Origin of the sequence: Tumebacillus algifaecis (genome assembly GCF_002243515.1) — a bacterium.
In the GTDB taxonomy this organism is placed as follows: domain Bacteria; phylum Bacillota; class Bacilli; order Tumebacillales; family Tumebacillaceae; genus Tumebacillus_A; species Tumebacillus_A algifaecis.
Genome location: NZ_CP022657.1, coordinates 1,522,871 through 1,545,150, shown reverse-complemented (window position 1 = coordinate 1,545,150; position 22,280 = coordinate 1,522,871). Strand labels below are relative to the sequence as shown.

General features: G+C 55.8%; 11 protein-coding genes. 3 read left to right on the top strand and 8 right to left on the bottom strand.

What is annotated here, in order from left to right:
- Positions 1-3: 3 nt before the first annotated feature.
- The 3 genes from CIG75_RS06780 to CIG75_RS06770 all read right to left on the bottom strand — a co-directional run bounded on the left by CIG75_RS06780 (position 4) and on the right by CIG75_RS06770 (position 5,123).
- On the bottom strand, positions 4-1,293 hold the full coding sequence (locus CIG75_RS06780) for a hypothetical protein (protein ID WP_157729428.1): 1,290 nt from the start codon (positions 1,291-1,293) through the stop codon (positions 4-6).
- A gap of 88 nt (positions 1,294-1,381) precedes the next feature.
- Complete coding sequence (locus CIG75_RS06775) at positions 1,382-3,181, bottom strand: M3 family oligoendopeptidase (protein WP_094235955.1); 1,800 nt, start codon at positions 3,179-3,181, stop codon at positions 1,382-1,384.
- 148 nt (positions 3,182-3,329) lie between these two features.
- Positions 3,330-5,123: an ATP-binding protein gene (locus CIG75_RS06770; protein WP_094235954.1), complete on the bottom strand. Its 1,794-nt coding sequence runs from the start codon at positions 5,121-5,123 to the stop codon at positions 3,330-3,332.
- A 220-nt stretch (positions 5,124-5,343) separates the two neighbouring features.
- On the opposite strand from CIG75_RS06770, the gene dat reads away from it, so the two are divergent.
- From dat to CIG75_RS06755, 3 genes are all read left to right on the top strand, one after another.
- The gene (gene dat, locus CIG75_RS06765; protein ID WP_094235953.1) at positions 5,344-6,189 is read left to right on the top strand and encodes a D-amino-acid transaminase; all 846 of its coding nucleotides are present in this window, start codon (positions 5,344-5,346) and stop codon (positions 6,187-6,189) included.
- Positions 6,190-6,194: 5 nt separating this feature from the next.
- Positions 6,195-7,265: a DmpA family aminopeptidase gene (locus tag CIG75_RS06760; protein ID WP_172844425.1), complete on the top strand. Its 1,071-nt coding sequence runs from the start codon at positions 6,195-6,197 to the stop codon at positions 7,263-7,265.
- Positions 7,266-7,330: 65 nt separating this feature from the next.
- Positions 7,331-8,614 carry an acetyl-CoA hydrolase/transferase family protein gene (locus CIG75_RS06755; protein WP_094235952.1) on the top strand — a complete coding sequence of 428 codons (1,284 nt, stop codon included), beginning with the start codon at positions 7,331-7,333 and terminating at the stop codon, positions 8,612-8,614.
- A 59-nt stretch (positions 8,615-8,673) separates the two neighbouring features.
- Here the strand turns inward: CIG75_RS06755 and CIG75_RS06750 are convergent, their stop codons facing one another.
- The 5 genes from CIG75_RS06750 to CIG75_RS06730 all read right to left on the bottom strand — a co-directional run bounded on the left by CIG75_RS06750 (position 8,674) and on the right by CIG75_RS06730 (position 22,277).
- Complete coding sequence (locus CIG75_RS06750) at positions 8,674-9,474, bottom strand: EcsC family protein (protein WP_094235951.1); 801 nt, start codon at positions 9,472-9,474, stop codon at positions 8,674-8,676.
- A 20-nt stretch (positions 9,475-9,494) separates the two neighbouring features.
- A complete protein-coding gene (locus CIG75_RS06745) occupies positions 9,495-12,644 on the bottom strand; it encodes a non-ribosomal peptide synthetase (RefSeq protein ID WP_094235950.1) in 3,150 nt (1,049 codons plus the stop codon).
- A gap of 13 nt (positions 12,645-12,657) precedes the next feature.
- Positions 12,658-13,875, bottom strand: a complete 1,218-nt coding sequence (locus CIG75_RS06740; RefSeq protein WP_157729427.1) for an MFS transporter — start codon at positions 13,873-13,875, stop codon at positions 12,658-12,660.
- Positions 13,876-13,968: 93 nt separating this feature from the next.
- Positions 13,969-21,129 (bottom strand): amino acid adenylation domain-containing protein, encoded by a 7,161-nt coding sequence (locus CIG75_RS06735; protein ID WP_094235948.1) that lies wholly within the window; start codon positions 21,127-21,129, stop codon positions 13,969-13,971.
- 89 nt (positions 21,130-21,218) lie between these two features.
- Positions 21,219-22,277 carry an HAD-IIIC family phosphatase gene (locus CIG75_RS06730; RefSeq protein ID WP_094235947.1) on the bottom strand — a complete coding sequence of 353 codons (1,059 nt, stop codon included), beginning with the start codon at positions 22,275-22,277 and terminating at the stop codon, positions 21,219-21,221.
- Between the last annotated feature and the right edge of the window lie 3 nt (positions 22,278-22,280).

Sequence of the window (22,280 nt, the reverse complement as noted above, 5' to 3'; positions counted from 1 at the left end):
CATTTAGCCCCTCCAGCCAACAGCGCCGTTGTCGGGGAAATGCTGGGGCATCTTCCATTGTTCGAGCTGTGCGGTATAAGAAAAGCTCACATTGGGCGGATTAAATGTCGTACAGGTATTCTGAATGGCTCCCATCGATTGCAGCTGTGATTCGTTCCACAACGGAGATTGTTTGCCGGTCGTATATTTCGGATTGCGAATTGTGCTTTGGGGATTCGAGATCTCCGCAGGTTGTACGCGCTGCCCCTTGCCCACCGCCTGGGCATGACTCAAGACAAATTTATAACGATCAAAAAAGTTCACCATCAACAGTCCATCGCCTACTTTTGGCGTTGAACTCCCAATCACCGAAGCGATCATCGCGACCGGAAGCAAATGACTTGCAGTCGCTACTGGGTTGTTCAAATTGTTGTCCTTGATCGCTCTTGAGAGTGCTTGCCTCTTTTTTTTCGCCTCGTCCAGGAATTTAAAGGTACCCTTACGATCCGTAACATCAAAATTTTTGATCTTATCTTCATAGTCATCGATGAGCGGTTTTAACAGGCTGACCGTATTTTGGTACGCCGTATTGATATGGGACTGCGCGGCCGCCTGTGTGACCAGATAATCACCATAGGATTCAAAACTGGTCGCATATCCTTCATCTCCCGCAGGAGCAAAATCAGACCCTATATATCCGGTGGTCAGTCGATCTTTCAGCTTTTGTTCGGTCATCTGTGGGCCGTGCCGCGCTAAAGAATGCCCGTCTTTTTCGTGCTCGATCACTTTCGCCCAAAATTCGCTGTTTATGCCGTTATCAAACAACGCCTTATCTTTCGCAAAGATCGGAGCAAGCCTTCGCACAAACGTAAACATCTCTCCACGGTCAGCAAAAGTGAAATCTGACGTCCCCGCGTCAATCATATATTGATAAAGCAGTTTCTCCTCCGCTGTAAATCCCCATTTTGAAAGCGGAGCAATATCTGGATCGTACTCCTCATCTCCAACTTGCAGTTTGGCTTGGATCGGTTTGGTGTTTTGCATCCGCGTTTGTAACAGTTGAGCGGTGGCGCGATTGCCATACGCTTTTTGCATCTGCAGCAGCGTGTGATGCGCATACGACGAGGCAGATGAGACTCGCTTTGCCTGGGCAGATTCGACCTTGGAAGCTTGCATTTTTGGCGTAGCTTGACTCCGAACGATCATCTCATCACTCTCCTTAATATTAATAAATAATAACATATTAGAACGGCGTAAAAAAGCCCCACCTGCACAGGTGGGACAATTGTTCTTACATGCAGTTGAGCGTTCCACTATTATGCAGGTTGAGTGCGACGAATGTTAGGGCTCGGTGCGCTTTATACAAAAAGACCTTGTGCTGATCCAGCACAAGGTCTTGCGATTACTTCGTAGCCACTTTGCCTGCGGTCAAACGCAGGAATTCTTTCGCGTCTTGCACGGTGATATCGACCGCATTTTGCCAGAACTCCGGCTGAGTCAGATCGACGCCGAGATGCTTTTGCGCCAGTTCCTCGACCGTCATGCTCGCCGTATCGCGAAGCAGTGCCACATACTTGTCGGCAAACGACGGACCTTCCTGCAACGCCAGCGCGTACACGCCGGTCGAGAACAGGTAGCCGAAGGTGTATGGGAAGTTGTAGAACGGAACCGAGGTGGAGTAGAAGTGCAACTTCGACGCCCAGAAGCGCGGATGGTACAATTCCAAAGAATCGCGGTACGCCTTCTTCTGTGCTTCCACCATCAGTTCGTTCAAGCGCTCTGCACTGACTAGACCCTTTTTGCGCTCATCGTAGAAATTGTTTTCAAAGATGAACCGGGAATGGATGTCCATGTACATCGCGATCGAACCGGACACTTTCTCTTCCAGCAGGGCAATCTTCTCATCGTCCGATTTCGCGCTACGAACTGCAGCCGAAGTGACCAGCGTTTCGGCAAACGTCGAAGCGGTTTCCGCCACGTTCATCGCGTACATGCGAGTGAAGAACGGCATGTCGCCCATCACGTGCGCGTGGTACGCGTGCCCAAGTTCATGTGCCAACGTGGACACCGCACCCATCGAGTCGTCATACGTCATGAAAATGCGAGTCTCGTTCTTGCCTGGGAACCCGGCGCAGAACCCACCTGGACGTTTGCCTGGGCGATCTTCCGCCTCGATCCAGCTCTGCTCAAATGCACGCTTGGCGAACGCTGCAAAATCGGGAGAGAACTCTGCAAACTGCTCGACGATGAAGTTCGCCCCTTCATCATAGGTATAAGAAGTCTTCGCCGTCGATGTCGATGCATACAGGTCATAGTAGCTCAACTTGTCAACGCCGATCAGCTCCGCTTTGCGGTCGAGGAATTGCACAAACGTATCTTTGTTCTTGTCGATCACATCCCACATCACATCGAGGGTGGCGCGGGACATGCGGTTGATGTCACACGGCTCTTTGAGGATCGAATCCCAGCCGCGCGATTTGTACAGCGCCCAGCGGAAGCCTCCGAGATGGTTGAGGTTGGCTGCAAACAGCTCCTCGCTCTGTGCAAACGCTTCTTCCCACGCCGCAAACACCGCTTTGCGCACTTCGCGATCCGGAGTGCCGGAGTACATGTTTTGTGCCTGGCCGATCGACAGCTCCTTGACTTCGCCGTCTTTCTCCACCTTGATCGACATGCGGCCGATCAGCGTGTTGTACAGGTTGCCCCATGCATGATAGCCATCGACTGCGAGATCGCCACCCAGCGCTTCCAGATCCGGTGCCATTTTGCTGAATGCGTTCTGACGGCGCTCGATCAACCAAAACGAGATCGGTTGCACGCGCTCGTCTTGCAACAGCGCCTGCCATGCTTGCTCATCGACGGTGAGAATCTGCTTATCAAGCACGGTCATCGCAGCGCCCAGCGACGCCGACAGTTTAGCGATGCGGCCCTGAACGATCTTCGCCTGCTGGTCTTTGACATCCTGTGCCAACAGGCAGCCGGAGAAACTCATCACATAGCGCAGGTCGGAGTTAGCCTGTTGCATAACGGCCAGCACAGAGCCCCATGCATCCACGTTATTCGATTCACTGAGCGTGGCAATCTGACCCGCAAGCCCCTCGATGTTCCCTTCCAATTGATCGAGGTAGGCAACAAGCTCCGGAGACTCTGAACCGCCAGCAAAGAACGTTTCCAGATTCCACGTTTGACTCAAATTTTTCATGATTTTCCCTCACTTTTCTATGTATTCCTTCTCTTCATCATATCATAGTTCGTTTGCGTCGAGACCACCAGCAAGAAAATAGCGATGTGATCGCATCGTTTCGTCAGATCCATTCTCTTGACAAGTTCCCCATGCCAAAAACCGCAAATCATACGACCTGCGGTTTTAATGCTGTTTGCTGGGTCAAAGGCAACAGCACGTCAATCGTGGTGCCGACCCCAATCTCGCTTTCGATCTCCAGACGTCCGCCGTGATCTTCAATGATTTTGAACGAGACCATCAAGCCGAGCCCAGTGCCTTTTTCTTTGGTTGTAAAAAAAGGGTCGCCGATCTTTTGCAACTGCTCCTCTGTGATCCCACATCCTTGGTCGATCAGGCGAACGCGCGCATTGTCGTCCTCGTCGGGCCACAGTTCGATGATCAGGTCGCCACCTGCGGGCATCGCCTCGATCGCATTTTTCAGCAGGTTGATAAAGACCTGCTTGATCTGGTTCTCCTCGATCGCAGCCTCTGGTAACGGTTGGAAACGGGTCTGGATGCGCACATCATGTAAGATCGCCTGTGGTTCCAACAGCGTGACGATCAGTTGGAGCAACTGTTCGAGGCGCACCGGACGAAATTTGGAAGACTGCGGCTTGGAAAGAAACAGAAATTCATCGACGATCAGGTTGACGCGATCCAGTTCGGAGAGAATCACATCGTAATATTCAACATCGCGTTGCGCCTTTTCTTTGAGCAGTTGAGTGAATCCTTTGATCGCCGTCAGCGGATTGCGGATCTCATGCGCGATCCCTGCCGCCAATTGACCGATGGCAGACAGCTTGTCGGAGCGATGCAACAGTTCTTCCGCGCGCTTGTGCTCGGTGATGTCTTGTGCGATCACATAGGCGCCGACGATGCGTCCATCGACGATCACCGGGACATTGGTCACCCGCAGATTGAGCAGCCTGCCGCTGCGATGAGGAATGGCAACATCACAGCTCGGTGTTGCACCCTGTAGTGAGCGCTTGAACGCGCCCATCATCTCTCCGTTCAAAATCGCTTGGTACGACCTGCCCATCAGTTCAGCACGCTCGTACCCGAGCAGCAGTTCGGCCGCCCCGTTCACGTCGGTCACATTCCCGTCGAGGTCGAACGAGGCGACGAAGAACGGGTTGTGTGCGAAGAGCGAGCGAAATCGCTGCTCGGTCATGTTGGCGCTATGCAACGCCATTCGTCGGTCGTACAAAGCTCCGAGCAGGACGAGCAGTTGAATCAGCATGGCCGCGATGCCAAGCGAAAACGACAGCAGGACCAAATCCCCTTGAGCGTTCGCTTCCAGATTCGGCAATTCCTCGATGGCGGCCACGCTGCGCATCGACACATAATGAAACGAAGTGGTGGCAAGCCCGAGCAGCACGGCCGAAATGACTTTGTGTGGACGTCTGCCCATCCGCTTGCGCTTCGGAGCATAAAAGGTAAACGATAAGACCAGATACGACACTGGCAACACATAGAGCAGCACAACACCGATTCCGATAGCAGAATATTCGATGCTGTAGCCAGCCTGCACGCCGTGCAAGCCAAGCATGTTGGAGACCATGATGCCCACTCCCATCAGCATCGCACCTAGTAGGATGCCTCCTTTCGTGACGACACGACGGCGTTTTATGGTCATGAGCACCCCGTAGGCGGTGACCACCGATACCAGCATCGACAGTCCGATCATCGAAAATTCATAGGAATCGGTCGTGTTCACCCAGGCCAACAGTCCGATCAATTGCATCGTCCATACACCAAAGCCCATCGCCGCCGCTCCAGCCAACATCCACATCTGGCGCGCTGTGCCGCGGGCTGCTGCAACCCTTTCACTCAGGTCGATCACCGCATAAGCTGCGAACCACGCGATCAGAACGGACAGCGCGATCAGAGACAGATTGTACATTTCGAGCGCCGCTTCCATTTTCTTCTCCTCCAGGCATGAATAGGTTCCAGATCATCTCCCATATTCTACAAGTGGGAAACGAAGACCTCCTCACAAAGCAAATCAAACCTTAACAAATCAATTTACAAAAAGCGATCTTGTCAAGCAAAGTCCGCTCGAAATTTACCGCCAGATGCAGGAGTTCACCCTCATGCCAAGAAAAATGTACAGTAGCAGAACAATGAGGAGGTTCAATACAATGGCGATTGGTTTTATCAATGGAGAGTGGATTCCGGTCGATCAAGCGGTATTGCCGATCGACGAGCGCGGTCATAACTTCGGAGATGGCGTCTATGAAGTGATTCGCGTCTATCAAGGCACGCCTTTTAAGATGCGCGAACATTTGGTTCGCCTAGAAAAAAGTGCGGAAGCGATCCTGCTTACGATGAACTATTCGATCGACGAGTTGGAAGCGTTGATCGCAGAAGGCTTAGCGAAAACTGGTTTGCAGGAAGCGTCCGTCTATCTGCAAGTGACTCGCGGGATCGCCAAGCGTGTGCATCTGTTCCCTGACGTGCCCGCCTCAACGACGATGACGATCCGCCCGGCGACCGACCTCCCCGCTACTGTGCGTGAAAAGGGAGTGCAGGTGACGCTGGTCGAGGATGAGCGCTGGAAAAACTGCTATATCAAATCGCTCAACCTGCTCCCGAACGTGGTGGCGAAACAGAAAGCGACCGATGCCGGTTTTTATGAGGCGGTGTTTGTACGCGACGGCATCGTGTTGGAAGGGTCGAGTTGCAACGTATTTCTGATCAAGGACGGCGTGCTGATCACACCTCCTGCCAATCGCTTCATCTTGCACGGGATCACGCGGGCGACACTACTTGAGATCGCCAAAGAAATCGGTGTGCCTATGGAAGAAAAAGAGTTTGGACCGGATGAACTGTTGGCGGCCGATGAAGCGTTTTTGAGCTCGACCTCCATGGAAGTCCTGCCGATCGTCGAGATCGACGGCAAACAGATCGGCGCAGGCATTCCAGGCACCATCTCGCGTGACCTGCACAAGAACTACCGCGCAAAATATCAAGGGATCGGGGTGTAAATCCCGTGCGCAGTAAAATTCGTGACTATGGTGTGGTGATCGGTTCTTTGCGCCCTGGTGCGGGAAATCGGATCACCGACGTACCCGGTGTTCAAGTTGGCCACTGTACGCTCGACGACGGGCCGATCAAGACCGGGGTGACAGCCATTTTGCCGCACGGGGGCAATCTGTTTCAAGACAAGGTGCTGGCCGTCGCCCATGTGATCAACGGGTTTGGCAAGACGACAGGGACGATCCAGATCGAGGAACTCGGCACGATCGAAACCCCAATTTTGCTGACGAACACCTTATCGGTCGGTCAGGTGAGCGATGCCCTGATCGCGTACATGCTGGAGCAGAATGCGGAGATCGGTGTGACGACTGGCACGGTCAACCCGGTGGTGTGCGAATGCAACGACGGGTACCTAAATGACATTCGCGGTCGGCATGTGCAGGAACAACACGTCCGCGTTGCCTTGTCTGACGCTGGCTCCGATTTTGCAGAAGGCGCCGTCGGAGCAGGCACTGGCATGAGCTGTTACGGATTGAAGGGCGGTATCGGCTCCGCGTCGCGCCTGATCGAGCTAGACGGAAACGTCTACACCTTGGGGGTGCTGGTGCTGTCCAACTTTGGACGACAGCAAGACTTCCTGTTGCAGGGGATTCCTGCAGGTGCGATGCTCGACGAGATGCAGCGTGCAGAAGCGATCGACGAGCCGGATAAAGGCTCGATCATCTTCATTCTCGCCACCGATTTGCCGCTTTCCGAGCGGCAGTTGAAGCGGATCAGCAAGCGCTGTACAGTAGGCATGACTCGCACCGGGTCGTTTATCGGCAATGGCAGCGGAGATGTGGTGATCGCCTTCACCACCGCAAATCGGGTGCAACATGAGCAGAGCGCCGCGGTGATCTCGTTGCAAATGCTGAACGAAAATGAGATCGACCTGGCGTTTCGCGCCACTGCCGAGGCTTCCGAAGAAGCGATCTTAAATTCGCTGACCGCAGCCAAGACGACGATCGGGCGCGAAGGTCATCTGCGCAAAGGGCTGTCCGAATATCTAGACGCGATAATCAAACAAGCAAAGAGTAGAGACTGATCGTGTATCAGGCTCTTTTCTTTGTGTAAAGCTACCATCAGCAATCAGTTCAAGGAGACATCACTATGACGCTCATTCGTGATTACAAACGCAAACTACACACCCCAGAACAGGCAGTACGGCTGATCGAGTCGGGCGACGATATCTTCATCCCACTCTGTGCAGGTCAACCGCCCGCTTTACTCGACGCACTGCCAAGCCACGAAGGATTGCTCGGCAACCGCCTGTATCAGATGCTGACGATGCGGCCACCGCTCGATATCGCTCCTGAAAGGTTGCAAGTGGTCTCTCTGTTCCTCGGCTCGGGCGATCGCCCTGGCTTTCGCGACGGTCTGGTCGATCTGTTGCCCAACCATTTTTCTGATTTGGCCGCACAGCTTCAGCAGATCACTAAAAACCGTGTGCTGATGGCAACCGTCTCCCCGATGGACGAGGATGGCTATTTTTCCATTGGTACCAATGCCGACTATGTCAGTTCGTTGATCGAGGATGCCAAACTGATCCTGCTCGAAGTGAACGAAAAGATGCCGCGCACCTACGGCGAAAATAGAATCCATCTCTCACAAGTGTCTGCACTAGTTGAACATCATGTAGAACTGCCCGTGCTGCTCGAACCTGTCATCACCGCAAATGATGAAATGATCGGTCGTCATATCGCCGAAATCATACGCGACGGCGACAACCTGCAGATCGGCTTCGGCGCGATTCCCAACGCGGTGATGAATTTCTTGCACGGTCATAAAAACCTTGGCATCTTCACGGAGATGCTGCCCGACAAAGTGGTCGATCTTTGCATGGCTGGCGTCATCAACGGCAGCAACAAAAGCATCTATCCCGGCCAGATGACCACGACGTTCGCCTTGGGCAGCCGCAAGTTGTACGATTTTCTGCATGAGAACAAAGATGTGGTCTTCCTGCCCGCTTCGTGGACGAACGATGTGCGCATCATCTCGCAGGTCGAGCAACTCGTCTCCATCAACGCGACGGTGGAAGTAGACTTCCTCGGCCAGTGCAACTCGGAAATGGTCGGAGGCCGCTATTACTCATCAACCGGCGGTCAGGCCGATTTTGCTCAGGGAGCGCGCATGGCTAAAGATGGGCGCGGCATCATCTGCCTGCACTCCACCGCCAAAAACGAGACCATCTCCAAAATCGTGCCCACCCTGTATCCGGGCTCAGCGATCAGCAATTCCAAAAACGATGTGGACATCGTCGTCACCGAAAATGGTGTCGCCAAGCTTCGAGGCAAGACGATCCGTGAACGCACCTGTGCTTTGATCAGCATCGCCCACCCCAAATTTCGTGAGGAATTGACGTTTCAAGCGCGGAAGATGGGCTATCTGCTCTAACATTAAGTTCTGCAATACAAAAGGGACGAAGAGTGATCACTCTTCGTCCCTTTTTTCGATCAGGAGTTGTTCGTTTGTAGCCGCTCGAGAATTCTGCGTTTCTTATACAGCATCTTGCCCGTTTCGGCGACGTCTTCAATCGTTTTTTTGTTCAGAAACGCCCCAAACAGGATGCCTGCGATCGGGATGAGCTGAAACAGCTTTTTCCACCCCATGTTGTCGGTCAAAGTGATGACCACTTCGCGCCAGCCTTGGAGCTGGGCGAACATTTGACCGCTTTTTTGCGCCGGATCGCTATAGGCGGCAAGCTCTTCCAAGATCGCCTGTTTACCGACGATGTCAGAAGAGGAAAATTGCAGGCACTTGATGATAAACAGACGCTCCGCTTTGTCATTCGGGTCGTATCCGTAAGAAACGGCCATCTCCTGTAGGACTTTTAGGGACAGTCCGAGCAGCATCGGGATGTCGATCGCCAAGGTGAAGATGCCTCCGATCCCCGTGCTCGCCCCCTGCCATTTAGCAAACGTGGAGCGAGACGCGCGCAGTTCGTTTGCGACCTCGTCCATCGCGGCGAGCGGAAGCGTTGCGATCTCCGCTTGTGTGACCGACTCCCCTCGTATTTTGGCAAAGCGCTTGACGATGCGATCCGTCTGGATGAGGTAACTCCCACCCGTATCGACATAGGACATCATTTCATCGATCGCCTGTCCCATTTTTTCTTTCAAAAAGCGCGGGGTCAGCTTGTCCAACATGACAAAAGGCAAGCGGCCCAACTTTTCCCAGAACCACAAATCCTTCTGTTCCTGTTCCCAAATTTCAATTTCCTGCAGGGCAAGATGCAATTGATCGCTCGTTTCCACGACAGCCCCTCCTTCGACTTCTATTTTCGCCGATTGGCCCGCGATTGTCTCCTTTCGCGAAGAGCTTGTCTGGTATCCGCACGATTCTTGCCTTGCTCGACGACCGATTCCTCCTGACTGCCTGAGATAAATTGGGCAAGCGTGCGCACGGTCGGGTATTGGAACAGTTGCACGACAGCGATCTGAAAGCCCAGTTCGGTCAGGCGGCGGTGAACATTGACGATCAGAATCGATTGCCCGCCCAGTTCGAAGAAGTTGTCGTTGATACCTACTTTCTCCACGCCTAGCGTCTCTTGCCAAATCGCTGCGATCCGCTTTTCCAGATCGGTCGAGGGCGCCACATAAGCGGTGCCAAGTTCGGGGCGATCCCCTTCCGGCTTGGGCAGCGCGTTGCGATCCACTTTGCCATTCGGGGTGAGCGGCAGTTTCTCAAGAAAGAGATACAGGGACGGCACCATGTACTCGGGCAGTTGTTCCTGCAAAAAGTGGCGCAGTTCGCCACTGTCCGGCGCCTCCCCCTCGGGGACGAGATAAGCGGTCAGCACCCGGTTGTCGAGAGCGGTGACCACCGCTTCCCGCACGCTCGGGTGCTGGGCCAGCGCTGTTTCGATCTCGCCCAGTTCGATGCGGAAACCGCGCAGCTTGACTTGATGATCGAGACGGCCAAGGAACTTCAGCGTGCCGTCCGGACGCCAAGCGGCGAGATCGCCCGTCTTGTACAGACGGCCTGCACCAAACGGGTTGGGCAGAAAGCGTTCGGCAGTCAGTTCGTCGCGGCCGAGATAGCCGCGAGTGATGTTCGCACCACCGATGTGCAATTCGCCTGCGACCCCGATCGGCACCGGCTGCAACCGCTTGTCCAAGATATAGAGCGTCGTGTTGGCGATCGGACCGCCGAGCGGGATGAGACCTTGTTCATCTTGAACTTCATGTACCGACGCCCAGACGGTCGCTTCGGTCGGGCCGTACATGTTGAACAGGCGGGCGCCTAACTCGCCTTTGATCTCTTGGGCCAAAGTGGGCGGCAACGCTTCGCCGCCAAGCAGGATTTTTTCCAAGCTTTGCAAGCCTTTGCGTGCATCAGGGTTGGCGAGCAGCATGCTCATCAGCGACGGCGTGCCTTGGAGCAACGTCGCACCTGGCTTCAAATCACCCGTCAGGATCGCCGTCTCCGAGAGCAGAATCACTTTGCAGCCTCTGGTCAGCGTCCAGAACAGTTCCAACACCGAGATGTCAAATCCGATCGAAGTCACCGCCGCCATCGCATCGCCTTGCCCACATCCGATGCGCGCATCCATGCCAGTGAAAAAGTTGACTACGTTGCGATGCTGAACCAGAACGCCTTTCGGTTTGCCTGTCGAGCCTGACGTGTAGATGACATAGGCAGCGTTGTCAGCAGTGGCCGGGCAGGTAGGGGGTACGACCGACTCTTGCTGAGGAATCGCAGCGACCTCCTCTTTGGTCAGCACCACTTGTACGCCAGCATCTTCGACCATGAACGAAAGGCGCTCCTCCGGATAGGTCGGGTCGAGCGGCAGGTAGGCAGCGCCCGCTTTCAGAATCCCGAGCAGTGCGACCATCATTTCGAGCGAGCGCTCCATGCGCACGCCGACGATGTGTTCAGCACCGATGCCCTGTTCTTGCAAAGCGGTCGCAAGCAGGTTGGCCCGAGTATCCAGTTCGCGGAAAGACAGCGTCTGCGCTTCGAACTCCACCGCCACCGCATCGGGGGTGCGCGCCGTTTGCTCTTCGAACAGCTGGTGGATCAGGGCGTCTTCGCGATATGCAACGGCTGTGTCGTTCCATGCGGTCAGCAGCTCCGTCCGCTCCTCCTCATCGAGCAAGGGCAAGGCCGCGATCTGCGCATCAGGGTCGGCGGCGATGGCACCGAGCAAGTTTTCGAAATGGCGCATCATCCGCGCCACCGTCTCCGCTTGGAACAGGTCGGTGCTGTACTCGACCGTACCGCTGATGCCTTCCTCCTGTTCCGTCAGGTAGAGCGACAGATCAAATTTGGATGTGCCCGTGTCTACCTGCACCGTATCGAGCGTCAGACCGGGCAGCTCAGCAGTGCCGCCTGGCGCATTTTGCAAGACGAACAGCACCTGAAACAACGGCGTCCGGCTCAAATCGCGCTCCGGTGACACTTCTTCGACCAGCCGTTCAAACGGCACATCCTGATGAGCATACGCTTCGAATGCCGCGTCGCGTACCCGCCCCAGCACCTCGCGGAAAGTCGGTTCGCCTGTGAGATCGGTTCGGATCGCCAACGTGTTCACGAAAAAGCCGATCAGCCCTTCGATCTCTTCGCGCGTGCGGTTGGCGATCGGAGTGCCGACGATCAGATCTTCCTGCCCCGTATTGCGGTGCAAAAAGACGTTGAACGCGGAGAGCAGTGTCATGAAGATGGAGACGCCTTCACGCTGGCTCAACGCTTTGATGCTGTGCACCACTTCTTTGCTGAGTTGGAATTCTTGAAACGTTCCTTTCAAGGTCTGCACAGCAGGACGGGCAAAATCGGTCGGCAGATCGAGCACGGGGAGCGGCCCGGCCAACTTTTGCTTCCAGTAGGACAACTGATCTTCCAGCACACCGGAAGCGAGATATTCTTTCTGCCAATCCGCATAATCAGCGTACTGGATCGGCAATTCTGGCAGCGGGTCGGGTTGTCCATGCAGGAAGGCGCGGTAGTAGGCACGCATCTCCCCCATCAACACGCCCATCGACCAACCGTCGGAGATAATATGATGCATCGTCACCAACAGCACATGTTCTGCATCGTCCAATTTGAGCAAGGTGGTGCGAAGCAGAGGCGCTTTTTCCAGATCGAACGGGGTACGGGCTTCTTCCCGCGCCCGTTTTTGCACCTCCGCTTCACGCGCTACAGCTGGGAGACCGCTCAGGTCGATCAGCGGCACTTGCAGCCCAGCGGCCGGATCGATCACCTGCATCAGTTCTCCATCCACTTCCCGAAACGAGGTTTGCAAGGTTTCATGGCGAAGCGCGATGGCGCACAGCGAGTCGGTCAGCATTTGCTGATCCAGATGACCACGCATGCGAACGGCGCCCGTGATGTTGTAGGCCGCCCCATCCTGTACAAATTTATCGAGGAACCACATTCGCTGCTGCGCATAGGACAGCGGGAACAGGTAGACGCCTGGTGATGTCATGTTGATCTTCTCCTTACGCGGCCGTTTGTTTCGGCTGTTTTTTTAACTTGTGCGATGACGATTTCCAGACTGCCCAGATCACTGCGGTAATGACAGCGCCTTGGCAGACCATGATCGTCTGCGGCATGGTCAGGATATCCATCAGCAGGGGCACGAGCAGGAAGCCGCTGGCAAAGCCGAAGCGATTGAGCAGCGCCGAAACGCCAAACACCCGCCCTCGCACATGGTTGTCACATTGCTGCATCAACACGGAGAACGTCGTGCCGCACACCGCTTCGCTCACGCCGACCAGAAAGACGACGGGAAAGATCAGCCACGGATTTTCGCTCGACAAAAAGGTGATAAACCCGAGCCCTGCCACCACGGTAGAACCATAGTAAAAGCCGTTGAGATGCTTTTGTACCACGTTGCGCCGCGCAATCAAAAAGGATGCGACCACGCTGCCAATCCCCCATGTGCCCCAGATAAAGCCGTAGATCTTGGCTTGTGCGGCTGGGTCGAGCGCAGCGGCGAGCAGCGGAATGCCGACGTTGTGCCCGCTCGCACCTGCCGTCTGTACCAAATACACGCCAAAGACGGTGAGCAACAGCGGTTTCAACATCAGGTAGCGTTTAACTTCGCCCAGGTCTTCGAAGATCGACGCGAGTTTGCCTTTCGCCTGGACGTTTGCCTCCTGCCGCTTGACCGGAGTGCGTTCCCATTTCATCAGCATGAGCGCCACGCCGGACAGAGCAAAGGACAAAGCATCAATCGCTAATACGGTAGAAAAGCCAAAGCGTTCTGTCACCAGACCTGACGAGAAGAAGCCGATGACCATCGCGATCGAGCTCAAGCGCATGATGAGCGCGTTGACTTCCAGCACTTTGTCTTCACCGAAAATCTGCGGGACTTCCGCGTTGAATGAAACTTGGAAGAAAGAAGCGAGAAACCCGATCAGAAACGAGATGATCAGGATCATCGTCGGATTGGGGAAGACGATCATCCCCAAGATTAAGGCGGCGCGCGCAAAATCTGCAAACAGCATCAGCTTCTTGCGGTCAAAACGGTCGGCCAGCACGCCCGAATAGAGCGAGGAGAGCATACCGCCCAACACGCGAATCCCAAGACAGGCCGACAGCCACATCGTGCTGCCATCGGTGAGCACATAGATCATCGAGTTGACGACGATCATGTCCATCATCGTGCCGAGGTGAGAAAAAGCATTGACGTAGAGAAATAGTTTTCGATTCACAGGCGACCTCCCTCTTTTTATAGCGTTCGGAGACAGCGCTGACCGACTCATCTTGCGGATGATCGGTCAAGCGCCTCCCCCTGCACTCTTTGTTTACAACATGGCTTGTGCGACCTCGCGGACATGCGGGACCTGCAACAAGGTGAAATGGTTGCCTGAAAGTGCTTTGGTTTGCAGCGTGCCAGTGACCACAGCTTGCCAGCCAGGGACGCTTCCTCCGTCTGCGGTGTGCAACAGGAGAATGTCACCTGAAAACGTAGCCATAAGATGGTCTGCATAGGCGCGACGGTTGGCACGGAACACATGGTAGAGGCGGAGCAGTTGCTCGGCGCTCACGTCGGCGGGCAAAAGTCCCGCTTGTTGCGCTTGCGGCAACAGTTGCGGTAAATCGGCTTCGCGCAACGTGTCGGCCACCTCGGCAAAACGTGTGACATCTGTGCCCGACAGTCCCGCGATGTCGCTGAAAAATGCGGCGACGAGGGCGCTTTCGTCCTCTTTCGTGTGTTCAAGTTCGGCATAAGTATCGATCAGCACAAGCGGTGCCGTCCGCTCCCCTTGCGCCTGCAACAGGCGTGCCATCTCTACGGCGATCACGCCGCCAAACGACCAACCGCCCAGATGATAGGGGCCGGACGACTGCACCGATCGGACCAACTCCAGGTAATGCTGTGCCATCGCTTGCACCGACAGCAGCGCTTCTTGACCTGCATCCAACCCCGGTGCCTGCAACGCATAGATCGGGCGCTCCACGCCCAGCTCCTCTGCCAACGCGCGGTAACAGAATACACTTCCACCGATCGGATGGATGAGGAACAAGGGCGGCTTGGTGCCATGCGCTTGCAACGTCACAAGCGAGCTTGTCACTTGAGCTTCGTCTTGCAACAGTTCCTCGGCCAGCGCTTCCACCGTCGGACTGCGGAACAGGGCGGACATCGGGAGCGATTTGGCGAAACCTGCTTCAATCTGCGCCAACATGCGCACGGCGAGCAAGGAGTGTCCACCGAGCTCAAAAAAGTTATCGCGAACGCCGATCCTGTCTATGCCAAGCAGTTCCTGCCAGATGGCGGCAAGCACAGCTTCCGTTTCGTTCCTCGGCTCGAGGAGCGCTTGCTCACGGGTGACGCCGAGTTCGGGGGCAGGCAAGGCGAAGCTGTCCACTTTGCCGTTTGGTGTCAGCGGCAGGCTGTCCAACAGCACGAACGCCGACGGTACCATATAGTCGGGCAGGCGCTCTTTGAGCGCCAGACGTAGATCGCTTACTGTGACCGCATGGCCACCCGTTGCCACATAGGCGACAAGTCGTTTGTCGCCGCTCCCATCTTCGCGCACTTGTACATAAGCGGCCTGCACCGCAGGATGGTTGAGCAGTGAGGCTTCGATCTCACCCTGCTCGATGCGGAAGCCGCGCACTTTGATCTGGCGGTCGGTGCGGCCCAGATATTCGAGCGTGCCGTCGGCCAGCCAGCGCACAGAGTCGCCAGTCGCATACATGCGCCCCGTCGGGTCGGAAGCGAACGGGTTCTGAATAAACTTCTCCGCCGTCAACCGCTCCTGTCCCAGATAGCCTCGCGCCAAGCCGTCCCCACTCAAGTACAACTGTCCTGGCACACCGATCGGCACCAGTCGCAGCTGTTGATCCAGCACGTACGCTTGCGTATTGGCAAGCGGTCGTCCGATCGTCGGAGCGCTCGTCGCCTGTTTGTCGATCAGCGCAAAGGTCGAGTAGGTCGTGTCTTCGGACGGGCCGTAGAGGTTGTACACTTTTTCAACCGTGCCGAGCGCATACAGTTTTTGCACCAGATGCAGCGGCAACGCCTCCCCTGCCAGATTGACGGTGCACACCTCAGGCAAGATCGCACCCATGCGCAGCAGTTCGGCGATGGCGGAGGGAACGGTGTTGATCAGCGTCACTTCCGCCTTTGCCGGAAGCTGTGGCAGTTGCAGCGCATTTTCGGCGAGGATCACCTGACCTCCTGCGGCGAACGTGGCGAACAATTCGTAGACGGAAAGGTCGAAGCAGATCGACGTAGCAAACAGCACGCCGCGCAACTCGTCTTTTGAATAGTGATCCAGTGCCCATTGAATCATCGTCGCAGCGCTGTGATGCTCGATGGCGACACCTTTAGGGCGGCCCGTCGAGCCCGAGGTATAGATCACGTAGGCCAGATTGCTGGCCTGCACAGTCGAGCCAGTGTTCGTCGCGACCCGCTCCTCAAGCGGCAGATACAAGGCGGTCGATTGATGCGCAGGCAGTTGACGATGCAGACGCTCACTGGTCAAAAGCACCGCCAATTTCGCATCCTCCATCGTATACAGCACGCGCTCCTCTGGATAGGACGGGTCGAGCGGCACATAAGCTCCGCCCGCCTTCAGCACGCCTAGCAGAGCGACGACCAATTCGGGGGTACGCTCCAGGTACACCCCGACCAACGATTCCGGGCCGACGCCCATCGTTTGCAGTCGGTCGGCCACAGCGTTTGCTCGCTCGTTTAACTCTTGGTACGTCAAGCGCTCTTCGCCAGCGATCAAGGCGATCGCCGCTGGTTGTAACGCGGCCTGCGCTTCGAACAGATCGTGCAGGCAAAGGTCTTGCCGATACTCCTGTACCGTCTCGTTAAACTCGGTCAGCAAGCGCGACCGCTCCAGTTCGGTCAGGAACGGGATCTCGGAGATCGCCGCGTCCGGTCGCTCGGCCAGCGCTTCCAACAGCGTAGCGTAATGTCCCGCCATGCGCGCGATCGTCTCTTCGCAAAACAGGTCGGTGCTGTATTCAAAATGCGCATCGAGAGTGCCGCTTTCCTCCGTCACGTACAGCGAGAGATCGCATTTGCTGCCGCCCGTGTCGAGCATGATGCTCTCCGCGGTCACGCCTTCGAAGCTCGCTTCTGAACGCGGCATGTTTTGCATCGCGAACATCACTTGGAACAGCGGGGTGTGACTCATGCTCCGCTTCGGCTGCAACTCCTCGACCAATTTTTCAAATGGCACATCGGCGTAGGTGTAGGCATCGAGCGCCGTCCGTTTCACGCGCTCGAGCAGTTCGCCAAACGTCGGGTTGCCTGACAGATCGGTGCGCACAACCAGCGTATTGACGAAAAAGCCGATCAGATTCTCGATCTCTCGGCGATTGCGACCCGCGATCGGCGTGCCGATGAGCAGATCTGTCTGCCCGGTGTAGCGGTACAGCAACACTTGGAACGCGCCGAGCAACACCATGTTGAGCGTGATACCCTGTTCGCGCCAAGCTGCGGTCGGCAGTCGCTCCAGCAATCGGCTCGGCAGTTGGAAGAGGTATCGGCTACCCAGTCCTGAACGCACCGCCGGACGCGGATGGTCTGTGGGCAATTCCAGCACCGGAAGCGCGCCGCCGAGTTGGTCTTGCCAATAGCTGAGCTGCTTTTTCATGCCATCGCTGTTCATCCACGCTCGTTGCCAGTGGGCAAAATCGTGATACTGGATGTCGAGCGTCGGCAATTCTGCGCCCGCATAGAGCGCACAGAGTTCGGTGACGAACAGTTCGTTCGACCAACCATCGGTGATGATGTGGTGCATCGTGAGCAGGCAGACGTGCTCGTCCCCGCACAAACGCAACAGGACGGTGCGCAGCAGGTCGTCCCGTTCCAGATCGAACGGTTTTTGCGCCTCTGCACGCATCTGACGTTCCACTTCGCGCTCCTGATCGTGCGAGGACAGGTGCGACAGATCGACCACAGGCAGTTGCACGCGCACCTCAGGGCGAATCACTTGCACCGCTTCCCCGCCAACTTCGCGGAAGTTGGTGCGCAGCGATTGATGGCGCTCCACCACGCCGCACAGGGCCGCCTGCAGACGCTCGACATCAAGTGGTCCGTTCAAGCGCACCGCTGAAGAAAGCAAGTAGGCTGTGGAGCCAGGCATCAGCTTGTCGAGCAGCCAGAGGCGGCTTTGCGAGAAGGACAGTGGCTTCTCATCGCCTTGATGCACCGCTGTCAACGCCAACTGCTTCGTTTGTCCCCCGCGCTCAAGATAGCTGGACACGCCCTCCACCGTCGGGTTTTCGAACAGTTCCCGCAGCAGAATCTCCACTTGGAACTCACGGTTCAGGCGGGAGATGACTTTTGTCGCGAGCAGGGAGTGACCGCCGAGATCGAAAAAGTTGTCCTGTGCGCCGACGTTCGGCACACCGAGCACTTCGCTCCACACGTTGGCTACTTTCGCTTCCGTTTCGGTGCGCGGCGCGACATAGGACGATTCGTTGAGATTTGACCAGTCTGGGGCGGGCAGAGCCAGCCGACTGATCTTGCCGCTTGGCGTAAGTGGCATCGCCGCGAGGTACATCGCAAAGGACGGCACCATATAGTCGGGCAGCCGTTCCATCATCCAGCCCTTCACGTCGGCAAAATTCACCTCGGGCTGCTCCGGCACGATATAGGCGACGAGACGTTTGTCCACTGCGATCACCGCCGCTTCCCGCACCAATGGATGCTGGCGGACGACCGCTTCCACTTCGCCAAGTTCGACCCGAAACCCACGGATCTTCACTTGCTGGTCGGCGCGCCCGATATACTCCAGATTCCCATCGGGGTGCCAGCGACAGAGGTCGCCCGACTTGTAGATGCGCGCATCCGGTTCATTTCGGAACGGATTGGGCAAAAAGCGCTCTTCGGTCAGGTCGGGACGTCCGAGGTACCCAGCGGCGAGACAGGTTCCACCGATGTACAGCTCTCCGGTGACACCGACCGGAACGGGGCGTAGCTCTTGGTCGAGCACATAGATTTGCGCGTTGGAGATCGGCTTGCCGATCGATGGCAAAGCCGGCCACGTGCTCGGATCTCCGGTCAAGGTGTGGGAGGTGACGACATGGCTTTCGCTCGGGCCGTATTGGTTGTACACGACCACGCCCTCCATCTCAGCCAGCCACTTCACGATGTGACGCGTGATTTGCAACTGCTCGCCCGCCGTCACCACTTCTAACAGCTGCGCTTTGGCGTCTGACGTTTCGGCCGCTTCGGCCAGGTGTTGCATGGCAATAAACGCCATGTAGGCACGCTCAATCTTCTCCTCGGCGAGATAGCGCAACAGCTTGTGGGAATCGCGACGAGTCTCCTCGTCCAGCACATATAAAGCGCCGCCCGAAGACAGGGTGGAGAACACTTCTTGAAACGCTACATCAAAATTGATCGAATAAAACTGTGTCGTTCGGCGCGGGCCTCCGTGCACAAAATCGTCCAACTGCCACAGATGTAAGTTGCACAAAGCGCGATGTCCCATCGCCACACCTTTTGGACGGCCCGTCGAGCCGGACGTGTAAATCAGGAACGCCAGGTCATCGGGCGTTACGCTACCCTGCACATTTGCGCTGCTGTACTCGTCGAAAGCGGACAGTTCGTCGAGCAGGACGAGCGTCGCTCGATGCGGCGGCAACTCTTCGACCAGACTTTGCTCGGTCAAAATCACCGGAGCCTGCGTGTCTTCGATCATAAAAGTTAAACGGTCCTTCGGATAGCTCGGGTCGAGCGGCAGGTAAGGCCCTCCCGCTTTCAAAATTGCCAAGAGTCCGACAATCATCTTCGCAGAACGGTTGACGCAGAGTCCGACCGGAACGTTTGCCCCAACGCCTAGCTCGCGCAGTTTATGCGCCAATCGGTTCGCCTGCTCATTCAGTTCGCGGTAGGTGAACGTCTGCTCATGGAACACCAGCGCCACCGCATCGGGGGTGCGCTCAACCTGCCGTTCAAACAGCTGGTGCGTGCAGAGATTGTCATCCGCAAAAAGCACATCTGTGTCGTTCCACGCAAACAGCACCTGTTCCGCTTCCGCATCGGGAAGCATTTTCAGATCGACCAGCTTTTGGTGTGGATCGTCTGCGATGCTTTGTAGCAACGTCTCGAGATGCTGTAGCGTTCGCTCGATCGTCGCCTGTTCGAACAAGTCGGTGTTGTACATCAAAAGTCCGGTCAATCCTGTCTCACTTTCGGAGAGCCACATCATCTGATCGTATTTGACCGCTCCCTGATCGGACCAGATCGGTTCGAAGCGCAAGTCGCCCAGATCTAGCTGTTCCGCGTTCACATGCGGTTGCAGCAAAAAGAGCACCTGAAACAAAGGCGTGTGGCCCATGTTCCGCTCCGGCTGCACCTCTTCGATCACCTTTTCAAACGGCACGTCTTGGTTGGCAAACGCCTGAAGCGAGGTCGCTTTCACCTGCTCCAACAGTTCACGAAACGTCATGTCTGCTCGAAGTTCTGAGCGCAAGGCCAGCGTGTTGGCAAAGTTGCCGACCACACCTTCCAACTCCGAGCGGTTGCGGCCAGCCACCGCTGTTCCGACCAGCAGTTCCTCTTGCCGGGTATAGCGGTACAACAAGGTCTTATAGGCTGCCAAAAGTCCCATGAACATCGTGACGCCCGCTTCTTCACAAACCTTTTGCATGCGTTGTTGCAACGAGAGTGGGTACTCGATCTGCAAAAGCGACCCTTTTGTCGTCATCATCGCCGGGCGTGGACGGTCGGTCGGCAACTGCAACACGGGCAGCGGACCTTGCAACTGCTCTTTCCAGTAGCGGAGTTGCTTTTGAGATGCATCGCCTTGCAGCCATTCGTTCTGCCACTCCGCATAATCGGCAAACTGAAGCTCCGGCTCGGGGAGCGCTGCCGACTGCCCTTTGGAAAACGCGTCGTAGTACACGATCACTTCCCGCAAAATGACGTCCATCGACCACCCGTCTGCAACCAGATGGTGGAAGGTGAGCAACAGGGCGTAATCTTGCTCATCCAGTTTCACCAGCGAGCAACGAAGCAACGGATCGGCAGTCAGATCGAAGGGTCGGCGCGCCTCTTGGCCGCTCACCTCGTCGATGATACGGTCACGGCTCGTCACAGGTGTCCCTGTCAAATCGAGCACGGGCAGTGGCACGAACAGTTCCTGATGAATCACCTGCTTGGGCTGATCGTCTACCAGTTGCACGTTGGTGCGCAACGCTTCGTGGCGCTTGACCACTTCATTGATGCTTTTTTGCATGGCTTCCACATGCAGTCGCCCTCGCAGGCGCACCGCATACGGAATGTTGTCTGACGCATCTTCTGGCTGAAACTGGTGAAAAAACCACAGGCGCTGCTGGCCGAGCGAAAGATCTGCCGGCCCCGCCCCGGTGCGTTTCGGAATCCATTGTTTGGCAGGGACGCTAAGTTGGCCTTTCAATCGCTTTTCAAGCAGAGCACGCTTTTCGGCGGACAAGCTGGACTTGCGTTGTGAGAGATCCTGTTTGTTCGTCATCGCAGATTCCTCCGTGAAAAGGAAAAGGAACGAAGTCCCCGTGAGCGTCCGCTCACGGGGAAAGTTCGGTTCCTTCGTTCCTCGCCAATTTAACCAATCTGTACGTTCACGTAATCCGGGAACGGTTGAACACGCGTCAGGTCGTTTTCGAAAATGATCAGGTCGTCCTGTTTATCTACTTCTTTGAAGTCAGCAAACTTGTAGGTGATGTACATCATCCGATTGCGATCGGTCTGGAGGAACTCGGCCTGCAAACGCTTGCCCTGCTCCTTGGCCGATTGCAAAATGTGGTTGATCAAGATCGAGCCCACTCCGCGCGACATCACGCGGCAGGAGAGCAGCAGCAGTTTGATTTTCCAAACTTCTTCGCCCGTTTCGACGAGTGCCAACCCGATTTTGCCATACGTGCCGTATTTATCTTCCAGACCTGCGATCAACAGCAGGTGATTCTCCGATTTGCGGAATTCATCGAGCTCGTCATAGTTGTAGGTGTAGCCAGTCGTGTTCAACTGGTTGGTGCGTTGCGTCAATTCCTCTGCCCGCTTCAAGTCCTCCACGGTGGCCGGTGCGATCGTAAAGGTCATGTTGAGCGATGCGAGAAACTCGTCGGTCGGCCCAACAAATTCCTCTTCTACCTGGTTGCGCTCAATATCTGCCATATACATCTTGCGACGCTGTTTCGAGTCGTCGGTGATAAAACGCGGGATCATCACATCAAGCTCCAGCATCCCTTCGAGGTTCAGCGCGTCGAGGCAAAGCACCTGCGGGTGAGTGTGCGCAACTTCTTCTCGCTCAAACGGCTGATCATCGACAAAAGCCAGCGTGTCGATGCCGATGTTGATCAGTTTGGCGATCTGCTCCACAGACGACCCTTTCGAATTCCAGTTGATCTGCGGGTAGAGGAAGTATTCAGCAATGCCGAACTCCTCCAATTTGCGCATCGCGTCCTCATGGTTGTTCTTCGAGGCGATCGACTGCAGAATGCCGCGTTCGTCAAGTTCCTTGATGATGTCAACCACTTCACTTTTCAGGATGACATTTTCATCTTCGAGCAGGACGCCGTCCCAAACGGTGTTGTCGAGATCCCAGACCACACATTTGATCGTCTTCTTATCGTCCTTTTTCTTCGTCTTTTGCGTCGCTTCCATGAG

Bases quoted from the DNA above. Each gene is read 5' to 3' on its own strand.
- CIG75_RS06775 (WP_094235955.1), bottom strand. From the start codon at position 3,181: ATGAAAAATTTGAGTCAAACGTGGAATCTGGAAACGTTCTTTGCTGGC.
- CIG75_RS06770 (WP_094235954.1), bottom strand. From the start codon at position 5,123: ATGGAAGCGGCGCTCGAAATGTACAATCTGTCTCTGATCGCGCTGTCC.
- dat (WP_094235953.1), top strand. From the start codon at position 5,344: ATGGCGATTGGTTTTATCAATGGAGAGTGGATTCCGGTCGATCAAGCG.
- CIG75_RS06755 (WP_094235952.1), top strand. From the start codon at position 7,331: ATGACGCTCATTCGTGATTACAAACGCAAACTACACACCCCAGAACAG.
- CIG75_RS06745 (WP_094235950.1), bottom strand. From the start codon at position 12,644: ATGACATCACCAGGCGTCTACCTGTTCCCGCTGTCCTATGCGCAGCAG.
- CIG75_RS06735 (WP_094235948.1), bottom strand. From the start codon at position 21,129: ATGACGAACAAACAGGATCTCTCACAACGCAAGTCCAGCTTGTCCGCC.
- CIG75_RS06730 (WP_094235947.1), bottom strand. From the start codon at position 22,277: ATGGAAGCGACGCAAAAGACGAAGAAAAAGGACGATAAGAAGACGATC.